At 36.2% G+C, this 21,663-nt stretch carries 16 protein-coding genes and 6 pseudogenes; 10 read left to right on the top strand and 12 right to left on the bottom strand.

The features are described 5' to 3' along the window. The first annotated feature begins 702 nt into the window (after nucleotides 1-702). Nucleotides 703-1,110, top strand: coding sequence for a sigma-70 family RNA polymerase sigma factor (locus MRBLBA3_RS14355; RefSeq protein ID WP_363381800.1), 408 nt, complete (start codon nucleotides 703-705; stop codon nucleotides 1,108-1,110). A 72-nt stretch (nucleotides 1,111-1,182) separates the two neighbouring features. Here MRBLBA3_RS14355 and MRBLBA3_RS14350 read toward each other — a convergent pair. Then, nucleotides 1,183-1,688, bottom strand: a pseudogene (locus tag MRBLBA3_RS14350) (competence protein ComK). Between the two features lie 192 nt (nucleotides 1,689-1,880). Between MRBLBA3_RS14350 and MRBLBA3_RS14345 the strand changes: the two are divergent. From MRBLBA3_RS14345 to MRBLBA3_RS14335, 3 genes and pseudogenes are all read left to right on the top strand, one after another. Further along, a complete protein-coding gene (locus MRBLBA3_RS14345) occupies nucleotides 1,881-2,279 on the top strand; it encodes a DUF4359 domain-containing protein (RefSeq protein WP_098565039.1) in 399 nt (132 codons plus the stop codon). Between the two features lie 147 nt (nucleotides 2,280-2,426). Continuing rightward, nucleotides 2,427-2,576 (top strand): annotated as a pseudogene (locus MRBLBA3_RS14340) (IS6 family transposase); the annotation flags it as partial. Nucleotides 2,577-2,958: 382 nt separating this feature from the next. Further along, a complete protein-coding gene (locus tag MRBLBA3_RS14335) occupies nucleotides 2,959-3,144 on the top strand; it encodes a hypothetical protein (protein ID WP_001000011.1) in 186 nt (61 codons plus the stop codon). 251 nt (nucleotides 3,145-3,395) lie between these two features. Here the strand turns inward: MRBLBA3_RS14335 and MRBLBA3_RS14330 are convergent, their stop codons facing one another. The 3 genes and pseudogenes from MRBLBA3_RS14330 to MRBLBA3_RS14320 form a co-directional block, all read right to left on the bottom strand. Beyond that, on the bottom strand, nucleotides 3,396-4,010 hold the full coding sequence (locus MRBLBA3_RS14330; RefSeq protein WP_363381798.1) for a hypothetical protein: 615 nt from the start codon (nucleotides 4,008-4,010) through the stop codon (nucleotides 3,396-3,398). Nucleotides 4,011-4,088: 78 nt separating this feature from the next. Beyond that, nucleotides 4,089-4,255, bottom strand: a pseudogene (locus tag MRBLBA3_RS14325) (DUF2922 family protein). A 40-nt stretch (nucleotides 4,256-4,295) separates the two neighbouring features. After that, nucleotides 4,296-4,520, bottom strand: a pseudogene (locus tag MRBLBA3_RS14320) (DUF1659 domain-containing protein). Nucleotides 4,521-4,631: 111 nt separating this feature from the next. Between MRBLBA3_RS14320 and MRBLBA3_RS14315 the strand changes: the two are divergent. After that, nucleotides 4,632-5,117, top strand: coding sequence for a VanZ family protein (locus MRBLBA3_RS14315; RefSeq protein WP_001080721.1), 486 nt, complete (start codon nucleotides 4,632-4,634; stop codon nucleotides 5,115-5,117). Nucleotides 5,118-5,245: 128 nt separating this feature from the next. Here the strand turns inward: MRBLBA3_RS14315 and MRBLBA3_RS14310 are convergent, their stop codons facing one another. Then, on the bottom strand, nucleotides 5,246-8,002 hold the full coding sequence (locus tag MRBLBA3_RS14310) for a DEAD/DEAH box helicase (RefSeq protein WP_363381796.1): 2,757 nt from the start codon (nucleotides 8,000-8,002) through the stop codon (nucleotides 5,246-5,248). After that, complete coding sequence (locus MRBLBA3_RS14305) at nucleotides 7,986-9,605, bottom strand: SWIM zinc finger family protein (protein WP_097881916.1); 1,620 nt, start codon at nucleotides 9,603-9,605, stop codon at nucleotides 7,986-7,988. The genes MRBLBA3_RS14310 and MRBLBA3_RS14305 overlap by 17 nt, the downstream gene beginning before the upstream one ends. Nucleotides 9,606-9,763: 158 nt before the next feature. Between MRBLBA3_RS14305 and MRBLBA3_RS14300 the strand changes: the two are divergent. The 3 genes and pseudogenes from MRBLBA3_RS14300 to MRBLBA3_RS14290 all read left to right on the top strand — a co-directional run. Further along, a pseudogene (locus tag MRBLBA3_RS14300) lies at nucleotides 9,764-9,895 on the top strand (zinc ribbon domain-containing protein); the annotation flags it as partial. A 2-nt stretch (nucleotides 9,896-9,897) separates the two neighbouring features. Continuing rightward, nucleotides 9,898-10,239: pseudogene (locus tag MRBLBA3_RS14295) on the top strand (zinc ribbon domain-containing protein); the annotation flags it as partial. A 12-nt stretch (nucleotides 10,240-10,251) separates the two neighbouring features. After that, complete coding sequence (locus MRBLBA3_RS14290) at nucleotides 10,252-11,631, top strand: zinc ribbon domain-containing protein (RefSeq protein ID WP_363381794.1); 1,380 nt, start codon at nucleotides 10,252-10,254, stop codon at nucleotides 11,629-11,631. 273 nt (nucleotides 11,632-11,904) lie between these two features. On the opposite strand, the gene MRBLBA3_RS14285 is transcribed toward MRBLBA3_RS14290, so the two are convergent. Both MRBLBA3_RS14285 and MRBLBA3_RS14280 read right to left on the bottom strand, forming a co-directional pair. Next, nucleotides 11,905-12,207 carry a DUF3910 family protein gene (locus tag MRBLBA3_RS14285; protein ID WP_097808667.1) on the bottom strand — a complete coding sequence of 101 codons (303 nt, stop codon included), beginning with the start codon at nucleotides 12,205-12,207 and terminating at the stop codon, nucleotides 11,905-11,907. Between the two features lie 85 nt (nucleotides 12,208-12,292). Continuing rightward, nucleotides 12,293-13,168, bottom strand: a complete 876-nt coding sequence (locus MRBLBA3_RS14280; protein ID WP_044738118.1) for a cell wall-binding protein EntA — start codon at nucleotides 13,166-13,168, stop codon at nucleotides 12,293-12,295. A gap of 676 nt (nucleotides 13,169-13,844) precedes the next feature. Here MRBLBA3_RS14280 and opuD point away from each other — a divergent pair. Together opuD and MRBLBA3_RS14270 are read left to right on the top strand one after the other, a co-directional pair. Further along, on the top strand, nucleotides 13,845-15,362 hold the full coding sequence (gene opuD, locus MRBLBA3_RS14275; protein WP_212088560.1) for a glycine betaine transporter OpuD: 1,518 nt from the start codon (nucleotides 13,845-13,847) through the stop codon (nucleotides 15,360-15,362). Between the two features lie 248 nt (nucleotides 15,363-15,610). Then, nucleotides 15,611-15,745, top strand: a complete 135-nt coding sequence (locus tag MRBLBA3_RS14270) for a hypothetical protein (RefSeq protein WP_000833065.1) — start codon at nucleotides 15,611-15,613, stop codon at nucleotides 15,743-15,745. Nucleotides 15,746-15,965: 220 nt separating this feature from the next. Here MRBLBA3_RS14270 and MRBLBA3_RS14265 read toward each other — a convergent pair whose 3' ends face one another. The 4 genes from MRBLBA3_RS14265 to MRBLBA3_RS14250 all read right to left on the bottom strand — a co-directional run bounded on the left by MRBLBA3_RS14265 (nucleotide 15,966) and on the right by MRBLBA3_RS14250 (nucleotide 21,558). Beyond that, a complete protein-coding gene (locus tag MRBLBA3_RS14265) occupies nucleotides 15,966-17,267 on the bottom strand; it encodes a glycosyltransferase family 2 protein (protein WP_363381791.1) in 1,302 nt (433 codons plus the stop codon). Then, nucleotides 17,264-18,019 carry a dGTP triphosphohydrolase gene (locus tag MRBLBA3_RS14260; protein WP_242399487.1) on the bottom strand — a complete coding sequence of 252 codons (756 nt, stop codon included), beginning with the start codon at nucleotides 18,017-18,019 and terminating at the stop codon, nucleotides 17,264-17,266. Before MRBLBA3_RS14260 ends, MRBLBA3_RS14265 begins: the two co-directional genes overlap by 4 nt. Nucleotides 18,020-18,273: 254 nt before the next feature. Then, nucleotides 18,274-19,485 carry a NupC/NupG family nucleoside CNT transporter gene (locus MRBLBA3_RS14255; RefSeq protein WP_001101995.1) on the bottom strand — a complete coding sequence of 404 codons (1,212 nt, stop codon included), beginning with the start codon at nucleotides 19,483-19,485 and terminating at the stop codon, nucleotides 18,274-18,276. 363 nt (nucleotides 19,486-19,848) lie between these two features. Next, nucleotides 19,849-21,558 (bottom strand): SH3 domain-containing protein, encoded by a 1,710-nt coding sequence (locus MRBLBA3_RS14250; protein ID WP_363381788.1) that lies wholly within the window; start codon nucleotides 21,556-21,558, stop codon nucleotides 19,849-19,851. Nucleotides 21,559-21,663: the final 105 nt, after the last annotated feature.

Below are 21,663 nucleotides of genomic sequence, written 5' to 3'. Positions count from 1 at the left end.
AGTTGATATCAGCCTTATCTAACAAAGCGTAAGTTCTGACTAAGTTGATATCAGCCTTATCTAACAAAGCGTAAGTTCTGACTAAGTTGATATCAGCTTTATCTAACAAAGTATTAGTTCTGACTAAGGTAATATCAGTTTTATCTAACGAAGTGTCATTTTTAAAAAGATGGAGGAATTTATTACACCATAAGAGCTTTATTTTTATTTACTGATTATCATGAAAAAGTTTTTTGTTTGTAAAATAGGTGGACTATTGTCTCGTTATTTTTGAGGTATTTTATGGACATGTATAAGTTCATTTTTTTAAAACGGCTATAAATCAACTCCTTTTATGCAAAAATGATAGAGTCTCGTAAAAAGTGTGTCAAAAAAGTACACACTTTTTACGAGACTTTTGTCTACTTGTCTGTGCTACCTTAAAACAGTTTCGGTAGATACGGTGACCTCTATGAGGTTAGTTTGCAGTGTTCTCTTTTATATGGGAAAGCGTAATAAACATTGATACATCAATATTTTTGTTGCTTTTTTTATATTGATGGCGTGAAAATAAAAGTAACTTAATACGAATGGAAAATAAAAAAGGGTGTTATGTATACCTAGAAGTCTTGTAAACGTATAGGGCATTTGGGTATACCTTTTAAAAACGGGTATTGTGTGAAGCCAGAGGCTTTTGTAGATACGGTTGTTTTGTAAGAAGGTATGATTGCAAATCAAATAAAGAGGTTAAATATTTATCAAGATTATGAAGAGTATTATCACTGTGGTTTAATTGGTCTTTGGTATGCTTATGAAAGGTATGAGGAGGAGAAAGAGAGTTTTCTTGCTTATGCTGTCGTAACGGTGCGTGGTCATATATTGGAAAGGTTGGGGACAGAACGTGTAGTACAAGAGAGGTATGTATGTGCCGGAGAGTATGATGAACGATTTGAGCCTGAAGATGCGGGAACGAGAGCGAAGGACTTTATGAGTGTGTTAAATGAGAGGGAGAGGCACATTATTTCAGAACGATTTTTTGCAGGTGAAAAGATGGGAGAGATAGCCATTGGAATGGGGATGACGTACTATCAAACGAGATGGTTATATCGACAGGCGCTTGAGAAAATGTGAGATAGTATAAAGGGATAAAAATAATAAGTAGAATGGAAGGTATGAAGAATATTACCTTCCATTCCATTCATTTTAAGGTAGTAAATGTGGCATAAAGTTTTTTAAGTGTAGTGAATCTTGCATGTTCATCCGTGATAATACATATCCAGCTTTCAATACTTGCTGTCTTAACTTATGGGAACTTATTCGTATCGTTACGGTAGTTCGGTTTAAAAAATGAATTTTAGCCTGTTTAGTTTTTTGAAAGTTTCTATATCCTGCATACGGTTGTAGAACAACCATATACAGTTTGGGGACGAAGGAGATTCTGTTGGAAAAGTACAAATATATTCTCTATGATTAATTGAAATTGGCACATTTTGTTTGAAATTAAATTTTGCTTGGACTGCAGCACGTCTACCTTGGTAAGTAGAATGAACATGTGTTAGACAGGATTTCTTTATGAGTTGGAGAGCTGTTTGGCATGAGTGTAGGTGGCTTCCACTACTGTTGATGATTTTTGTGCGGTAATAAGGGTACTTATAAAGTTCGATCATCATTGTAGAACTAGAAATAAAAATATCATTTTCATTATCCATAAATTTAAATCCTTCCGTATATAATTTTTATTCCCAATATAACTATATGCGAATTGTGAGAAGTCTCTATTAATTTTCTGTTGCGTATTGTAAATTTTTATTGTTCGTTTACAATCAATAGATGGTAGTCTTTCTAATTTGCAGCGCTTGTACATATATATGAAAAGAGAAAAGAGTAGGCGGTGATATATCATGAAGAAAAAGTATATTATTATGGCTCTAGCGGTTGTTCTCTTAGTTTATTTAGCAAACAGTAATCCGGGTAAGGGAGAATATACAGATTGGGCAGCAAAACAATTTATGAAGCGTAATGATGTGAGTAAGAAGCTAGACGAGGTTGAGAAGGAAAATAAAGAGGGTTTACTTGGCGACTTAGCATCGGCGGGTAAAAAACTGGCAAATAAGTATGTTGAGCCACAAGTTGGATTATTAATCGATCATTATACAAAGCGAAATGATTATATTTTCTTCTCAACCTATACGACCGAGTTTGATTTAGGCGGAGAGGATTATAAATATGTTTGCGTTGGTTTTTCAAAGATCTTTATCCCGATTGAAATGCCGAAGAAAAAAGACGAATCTGCAAAATGATGCAGATTCGTCTTTTTGATTTACGGAGTAATGTGAACTTCAGATAAAGTTTTTTTGGTTCTAGTGCTAACACTCCAAAACGCTTGTAAATGACCTCCTAAACTTGGACATACTGATATTAGTACTCTAAAAAAGGATGTGATTGGTATGGAAGAGAAAAATCTATTTAAGTGGAAACATTCTCAACTGGATATTATTTTATTAACCGTAAGATGGTACCTACGGTATAGCATCAGTTTTCGTGATTTAGTTGAAATGATGGAAGAACGTGAGCTATCCCTTCCTCAAAACAATTTGACCTATCGTTAAACGAAACTACGCTTTTGCTAGACTAAGCTAATAATTTATGAGAATGAACTGATACTTCGCTAAACTGAGCTGATTTTCGTTAAACTGTGGACAAAAATTAAAACCTTATGATAAAACAAAACTATAACTACATTGAATTGAACAAAAAACTAAACTTATGGTACAATAATTCCGTCAAAAAAATCAAAAAATCCTCTCGGTGTTGGTCGCACCAAAAGGATTGAATAAATCTAATCTACATATAATTTAGATACTTAAATCACAAGTTATTATTTAAAGTCAAGTTCTTGGGAGGAACTTGTCTTTTTTATTTTTATCAAATTTATACTCAGACACAACACTCACACCGAAAAACAAGGAGGTGAATTACATGAACGATAGCAAAGAATTTTGTCCTCATTGCAACGCTAATTTGCAAGGTGATCCGATCCCTAAAGAATCACAAAAATCCTATAACGCAACTCATTTCACTAGAAAAATAGGAATCACACACATCGCAATTGATAGAATCATGCAATGGCAATGCCCTGACTGTCTCAAAAAGTGGGAGGTTTAATTCTCCCTTTCTTTTTGTAATAAGGTTTTACCACTTGCTCGATATAGGCTTCTACAGTTTCATAACTAGCAATAAGCTGTCTTTCCTTTTTTAACATTCCGTATATCTTCTGTGGCGATTGCTCGCGGTCATAACGTGATCATATCGCTCTTATGATAATTGGCGGTAACGCTTCAGGATTTCGAATATTTTTCAGTTTCCTTGCCCAACTACCACTATTTCTTGTGTGAGCCATTATTTATCACTTCTGACTATTCGCTTTTGGATTCGTTTATTTTGTTTCTCATTGTTTTTTGGACTGCTAATCCGATGATAACTGAATCATCTATCTTTAGTTTCCCTTTTGCTTTTAGATTTGCATGATATTCTCTTAATGCATCCCTTAAAGAAACATGGGAACCATCATATCCGTAATTTTCTTGCATGTATCTGAATGTTTTCATGTAATTAACTTTGCGTTTATTATCTTTTGTTTCTTTTGCATTAGCCATTAAATATTTATGTGCAATTTCTAATGTTTTTTCGTCTGTAACCTTAGGTCTACCAACACCTTCTTGTTGGTATTCTTCGAATTTACTCCAACGCTCTTTCAAAGCATCTAACTCATTTTGTAACTCTTCATTTTTCTTTTTTTCTTTTTCGTATAAGGTCCTATTTTTTTTTCGTTGATTATCAAGAATTAATAACATTTTTTCGATTTCATTTGCTAATACATTGTGAAGATAAAAACCATTTTCGATTTGTACTACAGGAAACGAAATATCAATTTCTTCTAACTCTATTTTTTTAGGTTCCACTTTTTTCGATAGATCAAAAAAATTTAAACAACGCTTTTCTTTAATTTTTATATCGTTATTTTTTTGCATTTACCAATACCCTCTTTCGTAATTCATAATTAAATTTTAAACTATTGTATCATTGTTTAAAAAAATCATAAAGATGGTTTAGCTAAAAATAATTCGGTTTGGGAAATTCATTGAAGGAAATACAGGTAAAAAAACAGATGAAGAAAGAATTGTATCCATTACTTGATTTACTACTTGTACATTTATGGCTGTGATGGGATTATCGATAAAAAAACAACTGTTTTTCCATCTTCTTTCGCGAAAATTAACTCTAGTACTTGCGTGCGTTATTCCCTCCTTTTTTATTTATAGGTTATATAGATCTGACGTGCTAACAAGTTGTACAGCATGAAGTGGTGATCCTTGTAATGAAGCAAGAGCACGTGCTACAGCATGTACTTTCCCAAAATCTGTATTTGTTTTAACATGTTTGAATTGCTTGTTCTTAAAAACTGTTTTTCCGTTTTTGTCTAATCCACCGTTTCATACGAGACGTAAAGTTAAGTCCATAACGATCGTTTCAACTACCATGTTTATCACCCACTTTCACTTTATAAATAGGGAGTAAATGTCATGTTTTGGCGTGAAATTTTTTCTTTTTTTTGGTACTCTTAATAGAGCAAGAGAGGGGCTTACGGAAGAATGAATCGTAAATGGTTATTTTGGATTCCTGTATTAGTATGGATGGGGATTATTTTCTATTCCTCAGCACAGCCATATAAAAAACAGGATATGCGCTCGGATATTGAGCAATCCGCAAATGTTGAGTTTGTGAAAGAGCATTTTTCAGGGGTATCTATCGATTATGGCGGAGGTACACCTGTTAGTATCGCAAATAAAGGTGTAGGTGGTTTTATCGAGTTTTTCCTTCGTAAAGGTGCTCATTTTACGGTGTTCTTTATACTCGGCTCATTGACGTATTATGCTTTTTATAAATCTGGTTACTCGAGAAAAAGGTGCTTTATATATGCACTTCTTTTCGTTGCGGGATATGCAATATTTGATGAAATTCATCAAGGGTTAACAGGAGGCCGTACACCGATGTGGCAGGATTCATTGCTTGATACGTGCGGCGGGTTAACAGGAATTATAATAAGTAATTGGTTTTGGCATAGAAAAAGGAGCTAATCTCATTTAGAGATTGCTCCTTTTTTGTTTATCCCGCTATTTGTGGGATCCTTGCTGCCCTTAAAAAACAGATTGGTGAGGGCTAATAATCAGTGGGGGATGGAACCCCCACTGATTAAAGTTTCACTTTATACACCAAGTAATTCTTTTAGGTCGTCTGTTGATAGTTCGGTCATCCAGCTGTCGCTTGTAATGACGGCGTTGTTTAATGATTGTTTTCGTTCTAACATTTCATCAATTTTCTCTTCGAGTGTTCCTGTTGTAATCAGTTTATGAACGTGAACGAAGCGTTTTTGACCAATACGATATGCGCGGTCTGTTGCTTGGTTTTCTACAGCAGGATTCCACCAGCGGTCATAGTGAATGACATGGTTGGCAGCGGTTAAGTTCAATCCTGTTCCGCCGGCCTTTAAAGATAAGATGAAGATGTCATACGTTCCGTTTTGGAACTGCTCGATCATCTTGTCACGTTCTTTCTTCGGTACACTCCCGTTTAAGAAGAGGACACGCTGACCGAAATTTTCTTCTAGTACACGTTTTAGCATGCTCCCCATGCCAATGTATTGCGTGAAGATTAGGCAACTTTCATTTTGGTCTTTTATATTTTCGATGAGCTCCATTAACGTTTTTGTTTTCATAGAGCGTTCAACTACATTTTGTGGTTCTTCTTCTTTTAAGTAAAGAGCCGGATGGTTACAAATTTGTTTTAGCTTGTTCAGCATAAGTAATATAAAGCCGCGTCTTTCAATCCCGCTTAATCCTTCTACATTTTGTAATGTGTCTTGAACAAGTTGTTCATATAAGGAAGCTTGTTCACCGGTTAGTGGGCAATAAGCTTTCTGTTCTTGTTTATCTGGTAAGTTTAATGCGACTGTTTGATCTTTCTTCGTACGACGCAGTAAAAACGGCGAGATAAATCGTTGAACTTGCTGGATTTTCCCTTCATCACGTTCTTTTTCAATCGGTGTGACGAAGCGACGCTGGAATTGTCCTAAGCTTCCAAGATATCCATGATTGATAAAGTCGAAAATAGACCAAAGCTCAGCAAGTCGATTTTCCATCGGTGTACCAGTTAAAGCAATTTTGTGATTTGCTTGTAGGTTTCTCACTGCTTTCGACTGTTTCGTATGCGGGTTTTTTATATTTTGTGCTTCGTCTAAAATAACAGCATCCCAGCATAACGTACTAAGTTCTTCTTCATCAAGCTGTGCTAATGCATAAGAAGTTAATACAACATCTGCTGATTGAAGGAAGTCTTTAAATGACTCATCCTTAGCTCGATTACTCCCGTAATGTAACTGAACACGTAAATTTGGTGCGAAACGCTCAAATTCTTTTTGCCAATTTCCAAGGACTGATGTTGGTGCAATAATTAATGCAGGTCCTGTTTGGAGATTATTTTCTTTAGCGTATAGTAAGTAAGTTATCGTTTGAATACTTTTTCCAAGTCCCATATCATCGGCTAATAATGCTCCAAATCCAAGCTTTCGTAAGTATAGCAACCATTCAATACCGTGTTGTTGGTATGGACGGAGTGTTGCTTGTAGCGAAGAGGGTACATCTACTTTTGGAATATCTCCAATGTGCAGAAGTTTTTGGAAAAGCTCTTCATAATATCCATCTAGTTCAATTTCAATATCGGTAAACGGACTATCGTCTTCTACAATTTCTGTTTCCGCGGTGTTAGATAAATGTTGCTGCAACACGTCTTTCATTTCTAGTCCATATTTATCTGCACGGTTCATTAGTTTTTTTACTTCTTCAATAAAGGCAGGATCAAGTCTCATCCATTGACCATTTAAATTGAAAAGGCGTTTGTTCTGCTCAACAAGTTCAAAAAATTCGCTTTCTGATAAATCAATTCCGTCCGTTGAAATGCGCCAGTCGAAATTCACGAGCGTATTCATGCCGAAGAAAGATTGTGTTTGTGCTGTACTTTGCTTCAGCTGTACACGTAACTTCGGTTTTGTTGCTTTTAAATTTTGCCACCATGATGGTAGTAAAATTGTAATACCTGCTGCGAGTAATTCATTACTTGCTTCGGTTAAGAAGTTCCAAGCTTCTGTTTCAAAGAGTTCTTCCCTGAACTTGTCGTCCTCTTTTAGCCACGGTATGAGCCTACTGAATCCTTCTTGTGTTTCAAGAATACGTTCTTCGTAATCGTGCCATCTTTTTGGCAAGGAATCGATATTCTCATATACATATATGCGATGCGCACCACGTTTTGGCGTAACGATTGTTTCGAGCTTCCACATTTCAAATTCTTCTTGTGGTTCTTGAAGTCTTAATCCAACTATAAATGGAAGATCATCTTCAATGTAACCAATTTTTCGAAGCCAATCTTCTTCATGTAGTGCTGCTTCCAATTGTCTTTTCGTAAAGTCGTAATGTTCATATAGTCTCTTTGCATCTTCCCAGCCATCATTTGAGCGACTATCTTGCAAAATACTTTCGTTCACAGCTGAAGTGAAAAGTGATGCTAACGTGTCATCTTCAATTGGGGTATTCTGAACTTTCCAAGATGGCTGATGAGACCAACGCTCCATATTGGGTACGAAGCTTCCACTTACGAAAGCGTCCCATAATTCATTTGCATCCTTTGTAAGTGCTGTAATGGGACCGTTCATTTGCATATTTGCAAAGGAGTTCATCGGTTTATTTGCGATGTATTCAAATGCTTGCACATTCGTTAGCATAACGCCTTGTTTACCTTCATACGTTGCTTCTTTTAGAAACGTGCCGTAGAAGGAAGTAGAGTGCCATGTGAATGCATTTTGTTTCCAAATTGCTACGGATAAGGGAGCACCGCTATCATCTTCTCCCCAAAGGAACCAACCTTGACTAACGTGCTGGAGCCTAATTGTTACTTCAGTTTGTATGATCATCGATTAATTTTCCTTTCCGTAATTCCTCTTGTAGTGCGCGCAGACGTGAATGTAAATTAGCAATGTGAATAATGAAGGCATCCCATTCATCAGTTCGTTTCAGTCGTTTATAAAGCATACGTAATTTCTTTAAGTAACGAACGGCACGTCTATATGATTTGCGATTCCGTTCTTCAATTGCTTCTGTTGCGGCAAGGTGATAAAGAGGAAGTGCTGCTTCAGGCGCTTCTTTTTCAATATCTTTCAATGGTTCTTTCAAAAGTTCGATTGCCTCAAATCCATATAAGAGATGAAGTTCTGCCCATGCACGGTATTGTTTTTTCGCTAGTACGTATTGTTCGTAATTTGCGAAACTATACGGTAATAGTTCTTGTAAAATCATTTCTAATCCCGCTTGTTCATTCGTGTGTGTTGCATACGTTTCATACATCATTACAAATAACCGAACGATATCTTGTATGAAGACGGTATTCTCTTGTTCGAGTATTGTTTTCTTTACTTGTTTATACGTAAAGGAAAGCCAGTTTTTCCCGCGATCCCACTGCATTGCACTTAATAACTCTTCTAACCAATAAAAATAAAGGCTTACGACAGAGGCAGGCTGTTTTTCGAGTAATTCCATTGCCAATAAATCTTCGCTATTTAAAAAGAGCAGGTGAGAAGAGGCTAATGCTTTGGAAAGTGGATTAATTTTAGTATCAATCCGTGTTTCTTCTTCTTTTAGCTGCTCTTCTGTTCTTAACAATTCACCCCATATGTGACGATAAATGAAGAATCGCTCTTGTGTATAGGCATCGGTAGAGAAGAATACTTCATGCGTGAGTCGAGCTGTTTCTTGTAAAATCGGTTCGGATTCCGCCGGAAGCGCTTCTGTTTTTAAGTCCCTAACGATAGATTCAACTTTATCAACGAATAGACGAACGACGTTAACTGGTTGGTGATAAGAATATAGTTTGTTTGCTTCAAATTCTTGAATTTCTTCTAATAATTTTTGAAAGCAATAAAGTGCCGCGTGCAATTTAAATAATTCATGAATAGCAATGACGCGCGGAGCTTTCCGTTCTAATTTTGTATAGAAGTCTGTAAAAAGACTCATAAGAAAATACATTTGTTTATAAGTGAGCCGAGCCTGTTCCTTTTTAAATGATTCAAATTCATTTTCAAAGTATGTGTGCCAGCTTTTATAGTCCATTTCTTCAAAAGCTGATGATTGCAATACTTGTCTTGCAGTTCGAATAGGAGGAAGGGAAGGTTTCGTATTATTTTTAAATAAAGTTAATACGTCTCCTACCTGCCCAAAACTTGAAGCTGCAGATAGTAACACAGCAAGCATATGCTCACATTGCGTTGGCGCAAAGCAATCGCAATAGCTTTCAGCGACATTACGAATCGGGATGTGAACGCTATATACATTACCTTCAGCATCTACAGTTCCTGATAGCGTATAGCCATCAAAGTCAACGTTATAGACAACACCACTACGATATAGGTGCCGAGCTGTAGCGACATGCTCCTGATCAGCAACTTGCTGCGGATCAAGCCCTTGAACGAACTCATTCGCAATCATCATAATTTCATCTTTCGTAATTGAGTGTTGCAGCATAATATTCCTCCGTACACAGATTTCTTTCCTTTACCATTATAAACAAAAAATGCTCAAAACAGAAAAAATGAAATTCTAATTACACAATTAGAAAATCATGGTAATATATATGAAGTTAATTTTGCATATTACTATATATTTATAGGGAGAGAGTTAGCTTGTCAGATTTACAGACGAAATTAGGTAGTGGAATGAATAAGTTACAAGAGGGAATAGAACAAGGAAAGCAGAAGTTGCAAATTGCACAAGAAATTGCTCAATTGAAAACGGGAATGCAAGTGCAAATGCAGATATCGCAGAGGTTGATGAAGTAAATGATGGATTCCATTATGGTTTATTATTACTTGTGATTCCGTTATTCCTTATGTTTAGCGCAGGTAGAAAGTTAGCAGAATTACCGACTACTAATATGTATATTACACTAGCGGTATGCAGTGGCTCTTACACAATTATGATGATTGTAATGAACATAATTTCTAAGTTCCGAATTGATGTATCTGGAAATGTAATGAATTTATTCGAGGCAAGTGGCACGGTGCTATCTATGCAAAATTCATTTATATATTTAACTTTGTTTAGTTTCATTGTGACATATGTAGCGGCGTTCGCTGGAATGAAATTAGCTAAGAAATAGGGGGAGAGCATATTGAAGTTTTGTGGAACTTGTAAAAATCAGCTTGCAGACCATTTGAACTTTTGTCCTGAGTGTGGAAGTAAAGTAGAAGAAATTGCTGATCAAACAGCTTCTTCTCATTCAGAAATGAGTAGAGAAACAAAGCGTGTGAAAAGTAAGAAAAACATGTTTTTACTTATAGGTTTTGTCATTGTTGTTGCTATTTTGTTTGGCACATATAAATTCGGTGCAAGCAAGTTTTCGAAGGAAAAGCAAGTAAATGCGATGATCGAAGCATTCCAAAAGAAAGATGTGAATGCAATCGATGAGTTTTTGAAAGTAGACGATCCAAGCTTAAAAGTGAAGACAGAAGATATTAAAGCTTACATACGTTATTTAAAGGATAATCCTTCGTACAATAAAGCATTACTTTCTTATTTACAAAAAGAAACAGTAAATCAAAAGTTAGCAAGTGATAATGCATCTTTTAAAGATGGGCAAATTATAGAAGACGGGAAAGAGTGGTTCATATATCCGAAGTATAAATTCAGCATGAAATCTTATTACATGAGTGTTAGCACAACTGCAAAGAATGCTGAAATATATGTAAATGATAAAAAAGAAACAGAGCTTTCTAGTGATAAAACCTCAAAAGAATTAGGTCCATACTTCCCAGGTGCTTATGTTGTAAAGGCAAAGGCGAAGACAGAACTTACTGAATTAGAGACAGAAAAAGAAGTAGATCTAGCAGACGAAAAGAATGGGACAGTAGAAGTGAATTTGTCACTTGAAGGAAATTATGTAACCATTTCTTCCGATGAAAGCGACGCAACTGTTTTTGTTAATGGTAAGAAACGCGGAAAATTAAGTTACGGTAGCTATAAACTTGGTCCTGTACCGACAGATGAAACGGTAGAAGTACATTTAGAGAAAAACACTGATTTTGGTGTCATTAAATCCGAAAGCATCAAAGTTGGAGACCAAAGCACATATTATTTAAAGTTCCCGAAAGAAGCCTCAAGATCAGCAGTTGGTGACTTTGTACAAAATCATATTTATAATAACGTGCGTGCAATTGCATTAAATGATTTTAGCTTAATCGAAAATGATTATGATAAGAGCGGGAAATCGTATAAGGAAGACCGTGATTACTTGCAATATCTACACAAAAAAGGAATTACAGAAGATTTATTAACAATGGAAATTCGTAATGTAGAGCGTCAAAGTGAAACGAAATATAAAGTAACGACATATGAAGAATATCATATTCGTTATGGTGATGGCTCTGTAAAATTCAAAAGCTTTAATAATGACCATATCGTTACTGTTAATGGAAATGGAAAGATATTGTACCACTCTCTTGGAGCGAATAATACGCTGAAGTCAGAGGAAGTATCTGGTCCGACTCGTTAATATAAGAGAGAGACTGTTCAATTTTGAACAGTCTTTTTTTTATGTAGCGCCGTTATTTTCAATCTTTTTCGGTAAATCGATATTTCATGTCGAACCGTTGATATATTGTAAGTTATGATAGATATAATTGGAAAATCGTTGATATATTGCGAGTTACGATAGATATATTCGAAAAATCGTTGATATAATTTTCTCTACTCGTGTTTACGAAGGAAAAATAAAAAGGATATCACTTAGTCGGAAAATTCTACTAGGTGATATCCTTTTTTACAATTAGGATTGTGTTTGCTTTAATATCGCTTGTACATATGGATCCTGTAATATTTGTTCTATAAGTGGTAGCATTCCTTGCTCGAATGGAATATCAATAGGAAATGGCTTTTGAGAGCCTGGCTTTATTCCATATTGTACGATTTTGTAATGTGTATTTTCTTCAGACTTGAGCACAATTAATTTATAGCGATTGTCATCATTTGCGAGTGAGAAGTCAATTGCGATAGCATCATATGTTATATCATCTTTATATATGTACGGTTTTGGTGTACCGACCCAGTCTACCTTAGCTTGTAAATTCATGGACGTCACCTCCTTATATGTATTATATAAAAAATAAAAGCCAGCTCTCAATAAAGAGAACCGGCTGTAATTTAGCAGTCATTGGTTATTTTAAAATTTTCACTTTAACAGTTTTGCGTCCCCATTTTTGAGAAGCGCTATCTGATCCAAGTAGAATGTCGATGCGGTTACCTTTAATTGCACCGCCAGTATCACCAGCGATAGCTTCTCCATAACCTTCTACCCATACTTTAGATCCTAATGGGATTACTTTCGGGTCAACAGCGATCATTTTCATGTTTGGGTTCGCTGTTAGGTCATGACCCATTGCAGTTAATACACGGCCGCCGTATGTGCCACCGTTTTCGCTCGGATGAGCTGTATATGCTGTAGCTACAACTGTTAACTCACGACCACCAGATGGTTCGCTAGTTTCAGCAGCTTTCACAGCAGGCTTAGTAGCCGTTTTTACTGGTGCAGGTGCTTGAGCTTTAGCTGGTGCTGCAGCTTTAGCAGGAGCAGGCGTTTCTTGTTTCTCAATAACAGGTGCTGTACCTGTTAAGAAAGGAACATGAACATAAGCCGTTTTCCCGTTATATTCAAATTGTAACCACTCATTTTGTACTTGGTTCGTTGTTTCGATCATATCATCTTTCTTAAGCGTTCCAAGAATTTCTGAGTTTGTGTTCGCTTCAGCACGTACATTTAATGCGTTAGCTGTTACATAGTAAGAGTTCTTTGTAAACTCTGCACTTACGAATGCGTCTTTACCATTTAATTTGATTTGTGACCATCCGTTTTCTGTATTTAGAACATCTAATTTATGACCATTCTGTAATTTACCGACAACTTTTGATTCAGTAGTAGGGTTTTCTCGTACGTTTAGTACGTCTGTTGTTACAACAGTTTCTGCATTAGCAGATGCGGTGAAAATCCCAAGACCAAAAACTGCTGCTGTTGCTATACCAATTAATTTTTTCATGATAGCCTCCATTGCGTTTGTTTTCGTGTCCTCATTATAGCAACAGATTTTTTCGGATTTGGGGAAAACACACAATTACAAACCATTCGTAATAAGTCGTTAACACTTTGTAATATAGCTAGAATTAGAGGAAAGCGTTTTTCATTCTATATAATTAGTAGGTTTCTAGTTATAGTCAAAATATTTAATACAACATATTTTTTCGGCGTAAATAAAAAAGTTACAGGATTGTTACAAAACGTTTACTATACAGTTACATTCCTTGAGTATTTTACCGTTTTATGGGTAATATAGTTATATAAACATAAACATCTCGTTTGTGAAGTTATAAACACGCGCTATATACTAGCAAAAAACCGCATAATTGTTACAAGAAGAAAGGGTTGTAAAGAATAAATCTGCCCTTTTTTAAAACTGTAACACATCCTTTTTTGGGAAAATCTCTTCCCATCCGCATTTTTCTCACACAATTTGACAGTAGTATTCCAATCTTGTAGCTCTTGCAGAGTGAAAAGGTTGTACGGAAGGTAAGGCTGTCCATAAGAACTCTAATTGGTGAAGGCAAAACTAAGAGAGCCGAAAGAAAATCATCACAAAAAACTATGGTTTTCTATCCGATTTAACGTATCGGAATTTATGTTATTTACAAGAAGTGAAACATACGAAGGGGGATTTGATGAGGAAACTGACGAAAACATTTATTGTCTCATTAACATTATGTATTGCATTTACACTTTGGGGGATTATTCCCGAATCTATTATTGGAAAAGGTAGCTTAGGAAATGTAACGACTGCAATTCAAGCTGCGTTAGTTAGTAAGTTTGGATGGTTCTATATTATTTCCGTTTCTATTTTCTTAGGAATTGCTATTTTCTTAATTGTTTCTAAGTACGGTTCGATTCGTTTAGGTAAAGATGATGATGAACCTGATTATAGTTATATGACATGGTTTGCTATGTTATTTAGTGCCGGCATGGGAATCGGTTTGGTTTTCTGGGGCGTTGCAGAACCGTTGAATCATTTATACACACCTCCGTTTGGAGAGAGTGCAACTGAAGAGAGTGCACGTCTTGCACTTCGTTTCTCATTTTTCCATTGGGGATTACATCCGTGGGGATTATATGCACTTGTAGCACTATGTATCGCGTATTTTACATTTAGAAAAGGAAGGGCGAGTACAATTAGTGCGACAGTGGGTCCGCTATTTAAGGGCGGTGAACATGGCCGTATTGCCCATATGTTTGATGTGCTAGCAGTATTTGCGACAGTATTTGGTGTGGCAACATCATTAGGACTCGGGGCGAGGCAAATCGCAGGTGGTGTTAGTTATTTAACATCCATTCCTAACTCATTAACGACACAGTTAGTAATCATCGGAATTGTAACAGTTCTTTATATGTTATCTGCACAAACAGGGCTCGATAAAGGAATTAAATATTTAAGTAATACGAATATTATTTTAGCATTTGCGCTTATGATAATTGTATTATTTGCAGGTCCAACAAACTTTATTATGAATTACTTTACTTCAACAATTGGTTCATACATTCAAGAATTGCCAAGTATGAGTTTCAGATTAAGTCCATTAAATGAAGGCGGAAATCAATGGATTCAGTCATGGACAATTTTCTACTGGGCATGGTGGATTGCATGGTCACCATTCGTAGGAACGTTTATTGCTCGTGTGTCACGCGGACGTACAATTCGTGAGTTTGTAGTTGGTGTGTTACTTGTACCAACAGTAATCGGTGCACTCTGGTTCTCAGTTTTCGGAGGAACGGGTATTCATATGGAGCTATTTGATGGTGCAAATATATATGGACAAATTAAAGAGATGGGTACAGAAGTAGGACTGTTCGCTATGTTAGACCATATGGGTGGCATGGGGCCGGCATTATGTGTTCTAGCTATTTTACTTATTTCAACATTCTTTATTACATCAGCAGATTCTGCTACGTTTGTTCTAGCGATGTTAACGACACATGGTAGTTTAAACCCACCAAATCGCATTAAAATGGTTTGGGGTATTGTTCTAGCGGCATTAGCTTCGATCTTATTGTATGTCGGCGGATTAGAGGCGCTGCAAACTGCGTCGATTATTGCGGCATTCCCATTTGTATTTGTTATTTTCTTTATGATTGCAGCGCTATTTAAAGAGTTGCAAAAAGAAGGGCGTATGAAGCAACATAAATAATAGAAGGAAAGGGGCTGATTTTATATCAGCTCCTTTTTAATGCACCTATTAGGAAAAGGGTGATATCAGCAGTTCGAAAAGGAAAATCGATATTTTTCGACAATATTCGATATTGTGTAAATTATGTTCATATTTTTGACAAAAATATGTCGGAAATGTGTTGTCACTTTTATGTATATGTGCTATATTATTTCCTGTAAGCGATTTCAAATAGTTTCAAATCGCATTCAAGGGGGACATCTAGAATAATGAAACGTTACGAAAGAAAGTGGAAGCATATTTGTTTGAAACGTGTGGCACATCGCAATGTCCAAGAAAGCACGGAACCTAAGACTGAAACGCGCAAAGAGCAGCAAGAAAAGCAACTGGTTCTACAAAAATAGCAATCACTTTTTCGTATATAAATGAAGGTCGATCGTTCGTTGGGGGATGGACGTGAAATTACTTTCAGCTAAGGGGTATTGTCTGATATATAGTATTACGGTAAAAAATAAGCACAGAGCTTACGGCGCTCTGTGCTTATTTTTTATTCCGTAAAAGCCCGATTGGTGAGGGCTAATAATCAGTGGGAAATGAATACCCCCCACTGATTAAAGTTTCACTTTATTTTTCCTTTTTAAATCGTACTGTTTTATCCCAGCCAATTACTTGTTTCTTGCTCTTTGCACGTAAGTAAAGAATGAGACTGCGAATAAACAAATACGTAAAGAGCTGTGCGTACGTAAAGTACATAATGACGCTTATGAAAATGTTGGTTGGTGTAAAGGTTCGTTCGACGCTCTGGGCACTAAATAATTGAGAAACATATGTAATATATGCGACATACCACATAAATAGTAATGGAATGCTGTATTGAATTTGGAATATCCCGAGCAGTCCAATTACAAACCAAACGTTTGAAATGATTAAGAATAGCCAAAATACGACATATACTAAAACTTGCTGTAAGGAATGGACGAGTAGTTTTCCTTTAAAGAAGCTTAGCGAAGAAAATATTTTTTCTAAAATATATAAGTTTCCTTGAAGCCAACGTGTACGCTGTTTAATAAGAATTTTTAAATGTTCAGGTTCTTGTTCCCATGTAATCGATTCCGGGACGATTGGTAAGAGATAGCCTTTTTGGGTAATTCTCAATGTTAATTCGGCATCCTCTGCAATTGCATAAGGATCATAGCCGCCAAGTTCTTCTAATGCGGAACGACGAAGAAGCATGTTTGTTCCGGTCAGTGAGCCTGTTTGGAATAATAGCCAGCGTCCAGATTGCATAAGGAGCTGGAAAATCTGAAATTCTAATGAAATCATTCGTGTAAGCCAATTTCTCTTTTCATTTACTGTACGAACGTGTCCAACTGCTCCAACAGCATCTTGGATGGTTTCAGCATGTTCTACGAGCATTCGCAGTGCATGTGGTTCAGGTTGATTATCTGCATCGTAAACACAGAAATATTCACCATCTGAAATGCTAAGACCGTAGTTTAATACACGCGATTTTCCTTTTGGCTCGCCAGGTGGTACACGAATGTGATGAATATGAGCATAAGCTTTGTCGAAATCATCGCCAATTTCAGGTGTTTCATCTTGAGAGTTATCATTTAATAAATAGACGTTTAGTTTGCCTGGGTATTCAATCTTTGCCATCGCCTCTAATGTATCTTTTATAACGACGCCTTCATTATGGGCAGGTATTAAAATATCTACACTTGGATAATGTTTTAGCGTACGATCTTTTCGTTTACTATTCCGATGAACTAAGCCTGCGAGTGTTAAGAGAGAGTAGTAAACGAGTAGGCCAGAAAATAGAAAGGCAGTAAAAATAAGTACATATTTAATTGAAAATATGATGCTAATCCAAAAAACGAGTACGCAGAACAGAAGGAATAAAAGGAGTATAACGAGTGTCATCATAATAATGTCGGTCCTTTTTGTCCAATTTGCTCTCGTGAAATTTTTATATCTTGGATTGCTTCAACTGCAAGCCATTGCTCCATTTTTGGTTGTAGGCGGTTCATTACAAGATTAGCGCCTGCATCATTTGTGTTTTGCAGTAGAATGACCAGTGTATTGCTATCGTATTCAGCAGCAAGGTCAAAGTTAGCTCTTACTGTATCAACTAATAATGAAGCTACACGATCCATGACGCTTTCCTTCGTATATTTACTAAAGGAAGTGAAATCAAAGAAAATAATAATGCCTGTTTCATTGCGACGATTCATCGCAGTCCTTAATAATGCTTGTCGTCTTTCGAATTCTTGTCTTGTTAATAGTTTGGATTCTCCGATGTACTGCTCCAACACTCGCACTTGTGCAGTTAATTCTCTATTTTTAAGGATAACCTTTTTTAATAAGTGGGTTGAAATATAAACAAGGAAGAAGTTAGCTACCATCAGGAAGTGGGTAATGATATATTCCCATTGATCTGATGTACTCCATAAGTGAAGCCACGCTTCATAAAATAAATAGAATACTGAAATAATGGTTCCCAGTATAAAGAAAATAAATGCTGTTTTATCAGCTAAAAATAGGAATAGTACATTTATGATGACATATATAATTGTAAATATGAGCGCGTGCTCATATTTCGTCACATGTACAGTAGTAAAATAAAATAAAATTTGTAAAATCCACATAGAAAGGACTTTATAGGATTTATCTTTCACGAAACGTTCCTCCTTAAAGATAATTCATGCAGGATATTTGTAGTATGCACAATTATTATTAAATGGACCGTGTAGCTGGAATTCTTTTTTAACCTACGAAATCAAATAGTATCCCTTTCGTTGCAAGAAAAAATAAACAGACATACTAATTGTTGTAACATATCATCTAAAAATTAATTATTTAGCATATACGAAAATTATATTTATAATATACAAAAAAGTCTCCTCTTTAAAAGAGGAGACTTTACATTAATTTATAGGAACATCATACCTGCAACTGCTGCGTTTAAGAAGTTCGCTAGTGTACCAGCGATAACTGCTTTAATCCCTAATTGTGCAATTTGTTTACGGCGAGTAGGAGCTAATGTTCCTGTTACACCTAATTGAATTGCGATAGAAGAGAAGTTTGCAAAACCACAGATTGCGAATGTTAAAATCAGATTTGTTTTTGCAGAGAACTCTGCCATGTGAGGTCCTAAGTTTGCGTATGCAACGAATTCGTTGATTGCAAGTTTTTGACCGATAAAGCTTGCTGCTTGTATAGCTTCACCCGGTGAAACCCCGATTAAGATTGCAAATGGTGATAGTAAGTAACCGAAGATTAAATCAAGGCTAAGTTTAATATCGAACCAAGAACCAACCCATCCTAATAAGCCATTTAATAAAGCGATTAATGCGATGAAAGCCATTAACATTGCTGCTACGTTAATAACAAGTTGCATACCTTCAGATGCACCACGTGCAGCTGCATCGATAACGTTTGCGTCTTCACGTTCTGTAGAAAGTTCAACGTTATTATCTACTTTTTCTGTTTCTGGCATAATTAGTTTTGCAATTAATAAACTTGATGGAGCTGCCATAATTGCTGCTGCTAATAAGTGTTCTAACGGAATTCCCATTGCTGCATAGCCGACAAGAACTGATCCGGCAACAGCTGTCATACCACTTACCATAATAGTGAAGAATTCACTGTTAGTTAAACGTGCTAAGTATGGTTTAATTAAAATTGGTGCCTCAGTTTGTCCTAAAAATACAGTTGTTACTGAGTTTAAACTTTCTGCTTTCGAAGTTCCAAGAAGTTTACTTAATGCGCCACCAACAATACTAACAAATTTCTGCATAATACCGAAATGATATAAGATTGCAACTAATGAACTAATAAATACAATTGGAAGTAGTGCTTGAATAACGAAGATAAATCCCCAAGGTCCTTTTGCGTTGACTAAATCCCCAGCAACGAACCTAATTCCCTCGTAAGAAAAATTAATTAATCCTTGAACACCGTCAGCAGCGTGTTTTAAAACTGCTTTTCCAGCATCCCATCGTAATACGATAAATGAAAATGACATTTGTAATGCTAGCGCGATTAAAATTGTGCGCCAATTAATAGCTTTGCGGTTGGAAGATAATAAGAAAGCGATTGCTAATACTCCAATCACGCCGCCAATTCCCCATAAAACATTCATGCAGTGTATGCTCCTTCCTCATAGTAAAAAAGTGTATAAACCAGTTGTCTATACTTTTGCGAATATAACATCTTAAGTAACTTATCATAATGGACATCGGAGGTCAAACGTCTAACGAAAAGTTTAAATAAAAAGAAAATTCTTTGAAAAAACACATATAAAATGAATTGACATGAAATAGGTTATGTTTTTTGTGGAAATATATACATTATGATAACGTTTTGGATAATTTTTATAGAATATAGTGTATGAAATAGGGAAATGAACGCATAATTTTTGCGTAGAGAGAATGAAAGGGGATTACTATATTGAGCCCTTTAAAAAAGAGCCTTCTAGTAAACTAGAAGGCTCTGAAACTATCACTTAAGGTGCTTTTGTATACCCTAAGAAATGGCTTTTCCAATAAGAGTTGTTTAATGAAACAATTGCTACACCTTTATCTCCAGATTGGATAAACGATCCGCCGCCAAGGTAGATACCCATGTGAGAAGGACCTGCTTTATAAGTATTTTGGAAATAAATTAAGTCACCTGGTTGCGGAGTTGAAGTTTTTGGTAAGCTGCTCCAATATCCTGCAACACTTTGGCGGCTAATGTTATGACCAAATTTCTTAAATACGTGATAGATGTAACCACTGCAGTCAACACCATTAGCAGAAGTACCACCCCAAACGTATGGTACGCCTTGCATTGATTTTGCATATGCAAGTAGAGAAGATGTATCACCACTATTGTTGCTTGTATTGTTATTGTTATTGTTATTTTGATTTTCATTAGGCTTATTATCTACTGCGCCCCCAACGGGTGTTTTAGATAGGAAACGTGTTCCAATGTAACCAGTTTGGCCATTGTAGTTAATTTTGCTCCATCCAGAGTTTTCAGAGATTACTTGAACCTTTTGTCCTTGTGGAAGTGCGCCTATGATTCTATAATTTGTACCTTCGCCGCTACGTACGTTTAGTGCAGAAGCATTAATGTAGTAGTCGCCAATTGCACCTTGGTTAGGTTGCTCAGGTTGTTCAGGAGTAGTAGTGCCACCTTTAACGAATTTTACGAATTCGCTGCTAACGTAGCCTGTTTTTCCCTGATAATTAACTTTAAACCAGCTACCTTCAGATCCAACTACGTTTAATTTCGTACCATTTAATACGCCACCAATTACGCTATGGTAAGTAGCAGGGCCCGTACGAACACGTAGTGATGTTGCGTTAACGACGTAAGTGCCACCAGTTTGAACAGTTACATTATTGTTTTGTTCCTGGTTGTTACCTTGCGTGGCGTTTTCGTTAGAACCGCCTTTTGTTACGTAGTCTTTGCTTAAGTAAGCTGTTTGTCCTGCATAATTGATTTTGAACCAATCTTGAACTTCGCCTACAACTTGTACTACTTGTCCTTTTTTCACAGAACCTATAGTTGTATGAGAAGTGCTAGGACCTGTACGAACGCGAAGGGAAGATACGTTTACTGTATAGTTTCCGCTTGCTGGTTTTACAGTATTATTCGTATTGTTGTTTGAAGAACCTGCATTAGAAGAAACACCAGATACGAATTCGCCACTTACATAGCCAACTTGTCCATTATGGTTGATTTTCACCCAACCATTTTCTTGACCAATTACGTTTAATGTTTGTCCTTCATATACACGTCCTGAAACAGAACTAGAAGTGTTAGGAGCGGTACGTACACGTAATACATCAGCAGTAACTTTATTGTTTCCACCTTTACTTACATTGTTATTTGTTTTTTCTCCATTTTTTGATACAAATTCACCACTCACATAACCTGTTTTCCCATTATGGTTAATTTTGAACCAACCATTTTCTTCTCCAATTACGTTTAATGTTTGACCATTATAAACGCGAGAGATGATGTCGTGAGAAGTACTTGATCCTGCACGAACATGTAGCACGCTAGCATTCACCGTATAAGATGAACTGTTTGATGCGGAAGCTTGGACAGTTTGTGTAGCAGCTTTTTGTGTGTTTTGTTCAGGGGCAGCTTGAACGCTATCAAGTGTAGGTGCTGCTCCTCCTGCTACAGACACTGCCGCAAGACCGGCAAGGTATTTTTTCATAATTTGTCGATTCCTTTCTGTCTGTAATGTAGTTAAGAAATATTTACCAACTGTTAAAAATTCTAAAGAGCATGTCGATTACTGTCAAGACTTATGCGGGAATCT

The organism is Bacillus sp. LBA3-1-1.1 (assembly GCF_040676495.1).
Lineage (GTDB): Bacteria > Bacillota > Bacilli > Bacillales > Bacillaceae_G > Bacillus_A > Bacillus_A nitratireducens.
This window is presented reverse-complemented; position numbering and strand designations above follow the sequence as displayed.